This is a genomic window from Bradyrhizobium genosp. P (assembly GCF_049949265.1).
Taxonomy (GTDB): Bacteria; Pseudomonadota; Alphaproteobacteria; order Rhizobiales; family Xanthobacteraceae; genus Bradyrhizobium.
On sequence record NZ_CP188195.1, the window covers coordinates 4411409 to 4424550 of the forward strand.

Consider the following 13142-nt stretch of genomic DNA (forward strand, 5'->3'; position numbering starts at 1 on the left):
AAAAAGAGCCCCGCGACCTGATCGCGGCCGCCCCCGCTTAATAGTTTTGTCACATGACATATTTGTTACAGTTCCCTCGCGGCGCCGTCCAACAAGCCGTTATTCCGCAGGCTGCGCGGACGTCCTCTCATCGCACGCAAGCTTGCCGGCATGACCGTACCGCGCGTAGAGGGCGGGCAGCACCGCGAGCGTCAGCAGGGTTGCACTGATCAAGCCGCCGATCACGACGGTGGCGACCGGCTTCTGCACCTCGGCGCCAGTGCCGGTGGCAAATGCCATCGGGACGAAGCCGAGCGAGGCGACCAGCGCGGTCATCACGACGGGGCGGAAGCGGGTGAGGGCGCCTCGCTCGATCGCAGTCCGCATCGGCACACCTTGCTCGCGCAACTGGTGGATGAAGCTCAGCAGCACCAGCCCATTCAGCACCGCGACGCCTGACAGCGCGATGAACCCGACCGCAGCCGAGATCGAGAACGGCATGCCGCGTAACAAGAGCGCGGCGATGCCGCCCGTGAGCGCCAATGGCACGGCGCTGAACACCAGAAGGGCATCGCGCGCCGATCCCATCGCCGCCAGCAGCAACAGGAAGATCATCGCAAAGCAGGCCGGCACGACGATGGCAAGGCGGCTGGCGCGCCGCGGCCAGATTCTCGGACTGGCCACCCCAAATCATCCAGTAGCCGGGCGGCAGCTTCACCGATTGTGCCACCTTGGCCTGCGCATCCTCGACCACCGAGCCGAGATCGCGGCCGCGGACATTGGCCGTCACCACGATGCGGCGCTTGCCGTTCTCGCGGCTGATCTGGTTCGGCCCTTCGGTGAAGGAGAATTGCGCAACGCGGTTGAGCGGCAAGCTCTGCACGGGCGAGTTCGGCGTCGCCCGCGGCAACGCGACCGGCAGGTTGCTCAGCGCTTCGAGATCCGAGCGCACGCTTTCCGGCAGCCGCACCACGATGTCGAAGCTGCGATCACCCTCGTAGACGACGCCCGCATCCTGGCCGCCGACCGCGGCGCCGATCACGTCCTGCACCGCCGAAACGCTGAGGCCGCGGCGGGCAATCGCCGCCTTGTCGACCTTGATTTCAAGCACGGGGAGGCCGCCGGCCTGTTCGACCTTCACATCCGTCGCGCCGCGCACGGCGCGGAGCGCAGACGCAACCTCGTTGGCGGCCTTCAGCATCGGTTCGAACTCGTCGCCGAACACCTTGACCGCGATGTCGCCGCGAACGCCGGCGATCAGTTCATTGAAGCGCATCTGGATCGGCTGGGTGAACTCATAGACATTCCCCGGCAACCTGCCGACCGCCCTGGAGATCTCCTCGATCAGATGCTCCTTGGTCAACGACGGATCAGGCCATTCCCCGCGCGGCTTCAGGATGATGAAGGTGTCGGACGCGTTCGGTGGCATCGGATCGCTGGCTACTTCCGCGGTGCCGGTCTTGGAAAAGACGAACGACACCTGCGGAAAGCGGCTGACGGTCTTCTCGACCGACAGTTGCATCGCCTGCGATTGCGACAGCGCGGTGCTGGGAATCCGCAGTGCGTGCATGGCGATATTCTTCTCATCGAGCGAGGGAATGAACTCCTGGCCCAGCCGGGAGAACCCGAACAGCGCGGCGGCGAACAGCACGACCGTAACCGCGATGACCGGCACCGGCGTTGCGACCGCACGCAGCAACAGCGGGCTGTACCAGCGCTTCAGCGTCGCAACGAGGCGATTTTCCTTCTCCTGCACGCGGCCGGTGACGGCAAGTGTGATCAGCGCGGGAACCAGCGTCAGCGACAGCACGAAGGCCGCCGCGAGCGCGAGGATCACGGTGAGCGCCATCGGTTCGAACATCTTGCCTTCGACGCCAGTGAACGTGAGCAGGGGCACATAGACCAGCAGGATGATGGCCTGGCCGTAGAGGCTCGGCTGGACCATTTCGATCGCCGAGGCGCGCACCGTCCCCAGCCGTTCGTCGCGGGTGAGGACGCGGCCGAGGGCCTGCTGCTTTTCGGCGAGGTGACGCAGGCTGTTCTCGGTGATGATGACGGCGCCGTCGACGATCAGGCCGAAATCCAGCGCGCCGAGGCTCATCAGATTGGCGCTGATGCGCCCTTGCCACATCCCGATCGCGGTCATCAGCATGGCGACGGGGATCACCAGCGCCGTGATTAGCGCCGCCCGGAAATTGCCGAGCAGCAGGAACAGCACCGCGATCACGAGCAACGCACCTTCGGTCAGGTTGCGGGCCACCGTGCCGATGGTCGCGTCGACGAGTTGGGTGCGATCCAGCACGGTCTTGAGCTCGATGCCCGGAGGCAGGGAGGCCACGATGGCGCGAAGTCGTGCGTCGACCGCGGTCGAGACGGTCCTGCTGTTGGCTCCGATCAGCATCAATGCCGTGCCGATCACGACCTCGCGGCCGTTCTCGCTGGCGCTGCCGGTGCGGGTCTCGCCGCCGATCGACACCGTCGCGATATCGCGGATCCGGACCGGCACGCCGCCGCGGGTGGTGACGGCGACCGTGCCGAGTTCGTCGATGGTCTCGATGCGGCCGCCGGAGCGCACCACAAAACCTTCGCCGTTGCGCTCGATGTAACGGGCGCCGCGGCTGACATTGTTGCCCTCGATCGCCTTGGCGACGTCGGCAAAGGTGAGGCCGAGCGCGATCAGCTTCGCCGCATCGGGCTGGACTTGATATTGTTCGAGGTAGCCGCCGATCGAATCGACACCGGCGACGCCCGGCACCATCTTGATCTGCGGCTTGATGATCCAATCCTGCACCGTACGCAGATAGGCATCCTTCTCGACATCGCTTCGCAGGACCTGGCCATCTGCCGTGACGAAACGGCCATCGCTTTGCAGGCCCGGCGCGCCGTCGGTCTGCGCGGGTCGGCTGGAGAAATGGACGGTCCACATGGTGATCTCGCCAAGACCGGTCGAGGTCGGGCCGATCCGCGGCTCGATGCCTTGCGGCAGTCGGGCGCGGACTTCGGTCAGGCGCTCGCCGATCAGCTGGCGACCAAAATAGATGTCCGTTGCTTCGCTGAAAACAGCAGTGATCTGCGAAAAGCCATTGCGCGACAGCGACCGCGTGCTCTCCAGCCCCGGTGCGCCTGCCAGAGCGGTCTCGATCGGGAACGTGATCTGCTTTTCGATTTCCGCAGGCGAGAGTGCCGGCGCCGTGGTGTTGATCTGGACCTGCTTGTTGGTGATGTCGGGCACTGCGTCGATCGGCAACCTGGTCAGCGCCAAACCGCCGAGCAGCATCAGGATGGCGGCAAGAGCGACGACGACCCAGCGACGCTCGATCGCAAGACCGATGATGCGCTCAATCATGATCATGCTCCGCGTCGTCTTTCTCGAGCTCGGCCTTCAGGGTGAAGGTGTTTTCCAGCGCGACGGTCTCGCCGGCGGCAAGACCGGCCAACACCTCGATATCATCGTCGTCTTCCCGGCCCGTGCGCACCGACATCGCTTCAAATCCGTCGGCATCGCGAACGAAGACGGTCGGCGTGCCCTTGATGGTCTGCAACGCCTTCTTCGACACGATCACGGGCGATGGCGCACCGGTGAGCGGCACTTCCGCCGTGACGAACGTGCCGGGCTTCCAGCGATGGTCCTTGTTCGGCATGGTCGCGATCACCCGCGCGTTGCGGGTCTCACGATCGAGCATCGGGCCGACGAAGATGACGTCCGCGACGGCCTCGTCCTCGCTGCCGATGGCGCGGATCTTGACCGGCGCGCCTTCGCGAACCGAGCCGATGTCTTCGGGCGAGACCGCAAGATCGACCCAGATGTCGTCGAGATTGACGATGACAAAGAGCTCGCTTTCCTGTCCCTCGCGGCCGATCAATCCACCGAGGTCGACACGCCGTTCCGAGACCCGGCCCGAGATCGGCGAGCGCAGGAACTGCTTGCGCAGGCTTTCAGCCGGCTGGCTCGGCAGGTCGGCGATCTCGCTTTCCGACAAGCCCAGCGCAAACAGTTTCTGTCTGATGCCGTCGAGCTTGATCTGGGCGTCGTTTGCGGTCAGCCGGGTGCGCAGGAATTCGTTCTCCGACATGGTGCGGCTTTCGACCAGCGTCTTCTGCCTGGCGTAGAGCGTCTGCTGCAGGTCGTTGGTCAGCCGTGCGGCGAGGTATTCGCTCTTGGCATCGGCCACCTCGCGACTCTCGATGGTGGCGACGATCTCGCCTTTCTCGACATTGTCGCCGAGCCGCTTGCGCAGTTCCGCGACCGTCGCCAGCACGCGCACCGACACGCGGCCGATATGATCGGCATCGGGAATCAGCGATCCCGACGCGAGGAAATGGCGTTTCAGCATGCCACGGCCTGCCTGCGCGAGCGTGATGCCGGCTTCCCGAATCTGGTCTTCGTTCAGCGCAATGTGGCCTGGTGCCTGATGCGTGGTCTCGGCCTTCGGCGAACTCGCCGTGGCCGTCTCCTTGATCGCAGCCGGGATTGATCCCGGCCATCCGGCCCATCCAGCCGCCAGAATGGCCAGTCCAATGCCGGCGGCGACACCGGCGGAAAATAGAAAAATCCGTTTCATCTGCGCCTCTCTGCAACGCACGGCACAGGCCTTGCGCTGTCGCAACGTTGATATGTGCGAAGGCCTGCTCGCTGCCCGATGGCAACGAGACACGACCGGTCATGACTGACAGGATCAGGCGCGGGGCGGCTTGAACGGAGAGAGGCGATCGGCCGATGCGGGCAGGCGCATGCAAGCATCGCCGTAGGCATGTGCCGCATATTCGGTGGGAAACACCGTGTCCTGCGGCGCGACGGAGGCGACATGGGTCAGGCAGTGATCGCCATGAGGCGATGCGGGATGGGCTGGAGTCTTGTCACCAGTGTCGTTGATCGACTGTGCGACGGATATGACGGAGCCAGCATCGTCATCGCCGTCGGACGTCCAGCCGTGGAAGAACGACAACACCAACGCCAGCGAGATCAATCCGGCGAGCAGACTGCGCCAACGGCGCGATCCTGCTTTGCGCGAGGAAGATTGAGCAGTGGCAAGCGAAGCGTCCATGCGCCCTAGTTAGCGCCGCGCCCGTGCGCATTCAAGCGCAAGCGTGCGGCAGAATTGCCGCGAATACTATAACGTTACGTGCTGTGCGCGCCGTGACGTATCAGCCATCGGCGTGCGGCGACGACAGCCCAGACTGCTTCGACGAGGCCGAACGGCCAGGCACCCTGCAGGAAACCGTAAGCGGAGCCGAGTGCACACGCGACTGCGAACGCGAGGATGAACCAGGGGCTGCGCTCTTCGGCCGCATAGCAGACGAGCATCATGGTCACGGCGAACAATCCGAACAGCGTGAGTGCATCCATCGACTGGCAAGGCCTCGGTTACTTCAATGCCGACATCCGACCATGCCGTGGATGAAATATCCATGTTGCGCCGAGGGCGTGGGCCTCGCGTCAAGCGACGGACGGGTACGCGCGGATCAATCGACCCACCCGACTCACCACTGTAAGCAAAGGTTTAAGGCCTGCGACATAAGATCGCTGGATGAGCGTATTCACGCTAACCGCCGGTTAACCATGCGGCTTCTGCCAATCAAGGATCCCGAGCGGTCCTGGCGCAACATCAAGGCACAGTGGAAGAAGGACGCTGAAGGCGTCGGGGAGGAATTTGCCACCTTCGGCGGCTTCGCCGCCCTCGAAACGCTGACCGCCAAGGAAGAGGACAGCCAGGGCCTGTATTATCTGACGGACGGTGAGCGCGTTCACGCGGTTTGCCAGGTCAGGCGTCTGCTGATGAGCAAATATCCGACGCCTGCCTTGCGCGCGCGCTTCGTCAACGTCTCTCCGATCTATGACCTCGGCCTCGCCGATACCAGCGACTACGCCCGGATGCTTGTCGCGCTGTTCTCCGGCGTGGTCTGGCTGTCGCGCGATGCGCTGGCGGCCAGCCACATCCGCTTCTTCCTGAAGAGTCCGGGCGACTCGCAATTCTTCGCGGCGCTCCGGGTCGCGACGCCGCTTTCGCCGTTCTCGAAGTTCACCATCGAGGGGGCGTTGATCGAGTGCAGCCTGAAGGAGGCCAAGGCTGCGCCCGGAGCGGAGAGGGTGGCTTCCTGACGACGTCTTGCCGGATCAGACCCCCGTCGGGTGCGTGTACGCCTTAACCGACCGATAACTGACTTTCCTAACCGCGCCTTGTGTTGTGTTCCCGTACAACGGCTCCCGCAGGGTCAGGAAAATGTCAACGCGTTCAACGAGCGGCAAGATGCCGGAGTACCGGTGGCTGTCGATAGAGGGTGTGCTTCGCGCCACAAGGCTCGGTGCCATTCAATGGCTCGTGCTGAGCGCTGCGCTGCTCGTGCTTGCGATCACGCTCAGCACCGGCTACCTCGCCTTGCAATACCGCCAACGCGCGCTGCAGGTTTCCGAGCGCGAGCTCGACAACACGGCACTCCTGCTGTCGAGGCATTTCGACCAGCAGCTCAGTGACCTCCAACATGTCCACGACGATATCGTGAGTTACATGCAGGCGGGGCAGATCGAGACCGCCGATCAATTCGAAAAGACCATGTCGCTGTTGAGCGCGCACGAGATGCTGCGCACTCGGCTGGCGACGCTGCCGCATGTCGGGGGTCTCAATCTCTTCAATGCCAAGGGATGGCTCATAAACTCGTCCGAGATGTGGCCGGTGCCTGATATCAATATATCGGAGCGGCGCTATTTTCAGGAGTTCACCTCGGGAAGGCCGACACCCGATGTCATCGTCGAACCGGCGATGAGCAAGGTGACGGGAAACTGGACCACGATCTTCGCGCGCAAGATCACCGGGCGCAACGGCGAGATCATCGGCTTTGCCAGCCGCGGCGTCGAACCCAGCCATTTCGAAGACTTCGTCGCGTCGCTGGCCCTGAACGGTGACACCGTGATCTCGATGATTCACCGGGACGGCACCATCATCGCGCGCTATCCCCAGGATACCAGCATCGTCGGCCACAACATCTTCGACGAGCCGCTGTTCCGGAAAGTCCTGAGCCTGGGCGGCAACACGTCGGGCCGCTTCGTCAGTTCGCAGGGCGAGGATAGCGTTGGGGCGGTCAAGGCGCTGTCCCATTTTCCGATCCTGATCGTTGCGACGACCAGGACATCCAGCGCGCTGGAGGACTGGCGCGCGCAAACCAAGCTGGAGTTCTTCGCCGCGGTGCTGGCCGTGGTCGTCGTCATCCTTACGATCTTCCTGATTGTACGCCAGCTGAGGCGGCAGCACGAAGCCGCGCAGCACAGGCTGTCCGAGAAAAGCCAGCATCTCGACACCGCCATCAACAACATGACCCAGGGGCTGTTGCTGTTCGACGCCTCGTCGCGGCTCGTGATCTGCAATCAGCAATATATCGACATGTTCGGCGTCTCGCCTGAAATCGCCAAGCCGGGATGTCATCTGCGTGACCTGATCCTGCATCGGCAGGCGACCGGCTCTTTCGTCGGCGATGTCGACGAGTACTGCGCGCGGTTCACGAACCGGGACGGTGACAACGTCCAGGACACAGTGATCACGACGCCGGACGGCCGCAACATCCGCCTGATCTACAAGCGCTCGCCTGATGACGGCTGGGCCACCACGCTCGAGGATGTCACCGAGGGGCGGCGGGTGCAGGCGCGGATCGAGCACCTCGCGCATTACGATGCTCTGACAAATTTGCCGAACCGCACGCTGTTCCAGCGCCATGCGGAAGCGCTGCTGCTCGAGCCCGCTGCGCGCGAGTTCGCGATCCATTACATCGATATCGACGAGTTCAAGCGCATCAACGATACGCTCGGACACCTGATCGGCGACGAATTCCTCAAGGGCGTTGCCGACAAGCTGCGCCGATCGATTGGTCCGAACGACTTCATCGCGCGGCTCGGCGGCGATGAATTCGCCATCGTGCAGCACGATATCGCGTCGGACGACGATGTCAGCGATCTGGTTGCGCGGGTCTATCAGTCGTTGCGCGCGCCGTTTGACTGCCGCGGCCATCGCCTGTCGAGCGATGCCAGTATCGGGATCGCGATCGCGCCGCGCCATGGCTCCGACCTGTTCGACCTGCTCAAGAGCGCGGATCTTGCGATGTACGCCGCCAAGGCGGCCGGCCGCAGGACCTACCGCTTCTTTGATCCCGCGATGGAGAAGCAGGCCAATCTGCGCCGCGAGTTGGAGGCCGACCTGCGAGTAGCGCTGGCCTAGGATGCCTTCGAACTCCACTACCAGCCGCTGGTCGACCTCCGCAGCGACGAGGTGACCGGCTGCGAAGCGCTGTTGCGCTGGCGGCATCCGGTCCGCGGCATGATCTCGCCGGCAGATTTCGTGCCGGTGGCCGAGGAGACCGGCCTGATCGAGGAGATCGGGCTGTGGGTCCTGCGCACCGACTGCATCGAGGCCGCGGGCTGGCCGGCGAATGTGCGGGTTGCAGTCAACGTCTCGCCGGTTCAGTTCAAGTCGGAAACGCTGGCGCTGAAGGTTGCGCGGGTGCTCGCCGAAAGCGGGCTTGACCCGCGGCGGCTCGAACTCGAGATCAGCGAGGCGGTGCTGATCGCCGACGACGATGCGGCACTTGTCACGCTCGGCCAGCTGCGTGCGCTCGGCGTCCACATCGCGCTCGACGAACTTCGGAACCGGGTACTCGTCGCTGCAATATCTGCAACGCTTCCCGTTCGACAAGATCAAGATCGACCGCAGCTTCGTCAAGGAAGTGACCCGCAACACCAGCTCGGCCTCGATCATCCGCGCGTGGTCTCGATCGCCGCCGATCGCAACATGATCACGACCGCCGAAGGCGTCGAGACCGATCAGCAGCGCGACACCGTGCAGATGCTTGGCTGCACGCAGATGCAGGGCTATCTGTTCAGCAGACCGGTTCCAGCAAAGGATGTCCGCACGCTGCTGGCAGCCGATGGCGTCGAAGACGCAGCGTAGCGGCCGGCGGCCATCTCATGGACCATTTGTGGGGAACTGTTTTGCTGGAAACGCGTTCCCTTGCGGGGCTCGACCGGCAGGCGATTAATGAAGACCGCAGCAACGTCCGTGGCCATGCTGCTGTTTGCCTCGTGTGCGGCAAACGCAGAGAGTGGCCTTGCATCCTACTATCATGGCATCGGCAAACGTGGTGAGATGACCTGCGCACATCGCAACAGGCCGTTCGGCAGTATGGTGACGGTGTCCCATGGCGGCCGATCAATCCGGTGCCGCGTCAATGACCGCGGCCCGTTCGTGCGCGGACGGATCATCGATATCTCAACCGCTGCCGCGCGAGCGCTCGGCATTCTTGAGCTCGGCGTCGCGCATGTGCTGATCGAGTAGGGCGCGGCCGACGGGCGACACAATCAGGACTTCGAGGCGATGGTCCGCTGCTCGACGATCGCCTTCCTGAGCGTGCGCGACAGCGCCTCGACGGAATAGGGCTTCTGAATAAGCTCGAAGCCGCTGTGGGCATTTTCGGCGAGCACGTTGCTGTAGCCGCTGGTCAGCACCACAGGCAGGCCGGGAAAGCGATCGCGGATGATGCCGGCAAGCTCGACGCCGTTCATGCCGGGCATGATCACGTCCGAGAACACGAGATCGGCGGAGAACTCGTTCTCTGACAGGATCGCGAGCGCAGCGTTGGCGTCGGCTGCGCGCTTCACCGAATAGCCGAGGTCTTCGAGCAACTCGGTGGAGAAGCGGCCGACGTCGTCATTGTCCTCCACGACAAGGACGCGATAGCCGCGGCCGATCGAGGCTTGCTCGCTGCCGGCGGAGGCCGCGACCTTCGCATCCGCGGGCCGCATCGCGTGTGGCAGATAGATGGTGAAGCTCGCGCCGCGGCCGGGCGTGCTGGTGACCTGGATGTCGCCGTCGGACTGCTTGACGAAGCCGAACGCCTGGCTCAAGCCGAGACCGGTTCCCTTGCCGACCTCCTTGGTCGTGAAGAATGGCTCGAAGATCGCGTCGAGATTTTCGGGCGAGATGCCGCTGCCGTTATCCTGAATCGAGATCGCGACGAAATCGCCGCTGCGCGGGGCCTGGGCGCGCAGCGCGGGTATATTGCGGACCTTCCTGACCCCGATCGTCAGCTGGCCCTCGCCATTCATGGCGTCGCGGCCGTTGACCGCCAGGTTGATCAGCGCGGTCTCGAACTGGCCGATATCCGCGATTGCAAAGCAATCGGGATCGACGATCCTCACTTCGATATGGATCCGCCCGCCGACCAACGGCCGGATCAGCTGTACCACACTGTCGACCTGCGCGCCGACGTTGAACACTTCAGGGTTCAGTGGCTGCCTGCGCGCAAACGCCAGCAGCTGGGCCGTCAGTTTGGAGGCCCGCTCCACCGTTTCCGAGATCGCGTCGATGTAGCGGCGCCGGCGCTCGTCGGGCAGCTCGCGGCGGCGCAGGAAATCGGTCGCCGAGCGGATGATGGTCAGGAGATTGTTGAAATCGTGCGCGACGCCGCCGGTGAGTTGGCCGACCGCCTCCATCTTCTGCGACTGCCGCAAGGCTTCCTCGCCGCGGCGGCGTTCGGTGATGTCGACGGCTTCGGGCACGGCGCCGACGACGGTGCCATGCCGGTCGCGCAGCGGCCGCATCTCGAAGTCGAAATAGCGGTCGCCGATCGGCAGCCGCAGCAGCATTTCGGACTTGACGTCCTCGCCCTGCATCGCCGTGGCGAAGGCGTTCCTGATTGCCTGCGACGCGTCTTCGGTCGCACTGAACCACGGCGTGTCCCAGAACGGTTTGCCGATGACGTCGGCTGGTTCGGCGCGGATGCCGGCCAGCGCGGTCCTGTTGGCATACAGCAGGTCGCCATCGCGGTTGAGCAACCCCTGGTATTGATGGCTGGTCTCGAAGATCGCACGCATCTGCGCTTCATTGGACTCGAGCTGCGCGGTGCGCTCGGAGATGCGCCGCTCCAGCGTCTCGTTGAGCTTTCGCAGTTCGATTTCGGCTTCCTTGGCGGCCGTGACGTCGTGGGCGACGCCGATGAAGCCGATATGCTTGCCGTTCGGATCCCAGCGCGGCTGCGATTCCGAGCGCAGCCAGCGCCAGTCGCCCGCGGCGTTGCTGTAGCGTGCCTCGAGCACGAATGGCTTGAGCGAGAGCTCACCCGTGATCTGCTCCTGAAGGACGCGGGGCAGATCATCGGGATGCAGCGCCTTGCGCCAGTCGAACACGATCGCTTCCTCGAAGGGCAGGCCGAGGAAGTCGAGATAGGCCTGGTTGGCGAAAGAGCGCGTGCGGTCGAGCTTGGTCACCCAGACCGGGACCGGCGCGCTGTCGGCGATCAGGCGAAAGCGCTCCTCGCTCTCACGCAAGGTCTCCTGCGCCAGCATCTGGTCGGTGACGTCGAGGTCTGCGCCGACCAAGCGCAGCGCACGGCCGCTGCGGTCGCGTTCAATCTTGGCGACGACACGGATCCACCGGCTCTCGCCGTCGTTCGGGCGGATGATCCGGTACTCCGCCGTATAGTCCTCGCTTCTGCCCTTGAGCACGCCGAACAGGTGCTCGACCGTCCGCTCGCGGTCCTCGGGGTGAATTCGCGCGACCCAGTTCTCATAGGCTTCGTTGACTTCGTCGGGCGGCAGCCCGTGCACGAGCAGATATTCCGGGGAGCGGCGGTTCCGCACGCCATCGCGGAAATCGATCTCAAGCCCGCCGACCCGCGCGATGCGCTGGATTCGCGCAAGCTCGGCTTCGCGGTCCAGGAGCGCGCGATGAGCCCGGTCGCGTTCGTGCGCAATCTCCTCCAGATGCTGCCGCAGCCGTTCCGCGGCCGCGGCCTCGGGGAGCACATCGGAGGGATCGGGAGGGGTCATTCGTGCCGGCAACCTCTTGGGCCCAGTCTCACACAAGACGAGGCAGTTTTGCCAGCGGTGATTTGCTGCCGCTTACTTGCTCTTCGTGCCGGGGCGGCAATTATAGGCCCGCCGGAACCCGGCGGCCTGCGCGTCTTCCTCGGAGCAGAACCATCGATCCGGATTGGTTAAGCCGGGGTAACTGCGGCATGCCTGCAAGTGATAGATGCCGACATTGCCGGTAACGCGGGCGCGCACGGCGTACTTGCCCTTGATGTTGCAGCTTGCGGGCATTGCGAGGTCGTCGGGAAACAGCGCCGCGCGGATCTGCGTGTCGCGGTCGGCCGGGCAGGAACTGCCGAGCAGGACGCCATCCTTCTTGCCGCTGCGAAACTCCCGCGGTGCGACGAAGCAGCCTTTCCAAAGTCCCCGGCGATCGTCCCTGGCGGCGGCTTCATCGGGCTTGAAGCGGCCGGTGGCCGACGCCTCGACATTCAACGCGTAGCCCTGGCGGACCACCAACTGGCTCAGGCTGGTCGGGTCGCCCTCGATCTTGCAGACGCCGAGGCGGCGTTTCCTGGCGGTGGGGTCGACACCGATGTCGTCGCAATGAACTGACTTGCCGCCGATCAGCCTGGTCAACTGGTCGCGCGCTTCGACACCACAAGCCCAGGCGTCGGCGTGCTCGTCGATGCAGGGCTGATCGACCGCCGGCGCATCGATGCCGTCGAGGCGATAGGTCACGTTGCCGAGTTGGATCGTGCTGCCGTCCTTGACAATCATTGTTGCGGCGAAACCAGGTCTCGCAGACAGAAGTGCAAGCAGAAGTGTGATGGCGATGGGATTTCGGAATCGCATATTTTCACTTCAGTTCTTTGGCGGACTGCCGAACTTCTAGCACAGGCTGGCACGATCGAACCAAGGCCTGTTCGCAAGAGCTGTGTGCGTGTCATCGTCGACGTCGTTACCGAGCAATGCCTACACGCCGACGCAGGAAGAGAAAGGCGCCAAGAGACGGCACCCCGTCAAAGATCGATTGACTCGATGAGAACAAAATAGGAACATATGGCATCACTTGATCCCGGATACCTCCATGACGTCTGTACGGCCCGAATCTGACGACGATGACGGCTTGGAGGCGGCTGTCGATCAGGCCATCTCAGCTTGTGGCGGGGACCTGCGCTCGACCATCCGCGCGCTGATCGTCGCCAATGAATTTCTGGAGAATGAGGTCAGCGAGCTGATGAAAGCGGTCTCGCGTGCTCATTCGCGCGGTCGCTTCCAGTCCTATTCGGGCTGAACCACCCCTCGGACTACCGCCAGAGACGGACCGGGCCGCACGAGACCGTTGCCTCCGGTGCGATTTGCTGTACCA

The 13142-nt window shown here is 64.0% G+C and carries 9 protein-coding genes and 2 pseudogenes; 5 read left to right on the forward strand and 6 right to left on the reverse strand.

What is annotated here, in order from left to right; translation table 11 throughout:
• Positions 1-99: 99 nt before the first annotated feature.
• From ACP2YO_RS21265 to ACP2YO_RS21280, 4 genes and pseudogenes are all read right to left on the reverse strand, one after another.
• A pseudogene (locus ACP2YO_RS21265) lies at positions 100-3325 on the reverse strand (efflux RND transporter permease subunit).
• Positions 3318-4541 carry an efflux RND transporter periplasmic adaptor subunit gene (locus ACP2YO_RS21270; RefSeq protein ID WP_426442541.1) on the reverse strand — a complete coding sequence of 408 codons (1224 nt, stop codon included), beginning with the start codon at positions 4539-4541 and terminating at the stop codon, positions 3318-3320. The pseudogene ACP2YO_RS21265 and the gene ACP2YO_RS21270 overlap by 8 nt, the downstream one beginning before the upstream one ends.
• A gap of 114 nt (positions 4542-4655) precedes the next feature.
• The gene (locus ACP2YO_RS21275) at positions 4656-5024 is read right to left on the reverse strand and encodes a hypothetical protein (RefSeq protein ID WP_426442542.1); all 369 of its coding nucleotides are present in this window, start codon (positions 5022-5024) and stop codon (positions 4656-4658) included.
• A 74-nt stretch (positions 5025-5098) separates the two neighbouring features.
• Positions 5099-5326 (reverse strand): hypothetical protein, encoded by a 228-nt coding sequence (locus ACP2YO_RS21280; protein ID WP_426442543.1) that lies wholly within the window; start codon positions 5324-5326, stop codon positions 5099-5101.
• Between the two features lie 213 nt (positions 5327-5539).
• Here ACP2YO_RS21280 and ACP2YO_RS21285 point away from each other — a divergent pair, with 213 nt between their 5' ends.
• The 4 genes and pseudogenes from ACP2YO_RS21285 to ACP2YO_RS21300 all read left to right on the forward strand — a co-directional run bounded on the left by ACP2YO_RS21285 (position 5540) and on the right by ACP2YO_RS21300 (position 9296).
• Positions 5540-6079, forward strand: a complete 540-nt coding sequence (locus ACP2YO_RS21285; RefSeq protein WP_426442544.1) for a hypothetical protein — start codon at positions 5540-5542, stop codon at positions 6077-6079.
• 121 nt (positions 6080-6200) lie between these two features.
• The gene (locus ACP2YO_RS21290) at positions 6201-8183 is read left to right on the forward strand and encodes a diguanylate cyclase domain-containing protein (protein ID WP_426442545.1); all 1983 of its coding nucleotides are present in this window, start codon (positions 6201-6203) and stop codon (positions 8181-8183) included.
• Positions 8184-8198: 15 nt separating this feature from the next.
• Positions 8199-8912 (forward strand): annotated as a pseudogene (locus tag ACP2YO_RS21295) (EAL domain-containing protein); the annotation flags it as partial.
• Positions 8913-8999: 87 nt separating this feature from the next.
• Positions 9000-9296 carry a septal ring lytic transglycosylase RlpA family protein gene (locus ACP2YO_RS21300; protein WP_426442546.1) on the forward strand — a complete coding sequence of 99 codons (297 nt, stop codon included), beginning with the start codon at positions 9000-9002 and terminating at the stop codon, positions 9294-9296.
• 23 nt (positions 9297-9319) lie between these two features.
• On the opposite strand, the gene ACP2YO_RS21305 is transcribed toward ACP2YO_RS21300, so the two are convergent.
• Together ACP2YO_RS21305 and ACP2YO_RS21310 are read right to left on the reverse strand one after the other, a co-directional pair.
• On the reverse strand, positions 9320-11788 hold the full coding sequence (locus tag ACP2YO_RS21305) for a PAS domain S-box protein (RefSeq protein WP_426442547.1): 2469 nt from the start codon (positions 11786-11788) through the stop codon (positions 9320-9322).
• Between the two features lie 72 nt (positions 11789-11860).
• Complete coding sequence (locus ACP2YO_RS21310; RefSeq protein WP_426442548.1) at positions 11861-12625, reverse strand: thermonuclease family protein; 765 nt, start codon at positions 12623-12625, stop codon at positions 11861-11863.
• 235 nt (positions 12626-12860) lie between these two features.
• Here ACP2YO_RS21310 and ACP2YO_RS21315 point away from each other — a divergent pair, with 235 nt between their 5' ends.
• On the forward strand, positions 12861-13067 hold the full coding sequence (locus ACP2YO_RS21315) for a hypothetical protein (RefSeq protein ID WP_426443276.1): 207 nt from the start codon (positions 12861-12863) through the stop codon (positions 13065-13067).
• Positions 13068-13142 lie beyond the last annotated feature (75 nt).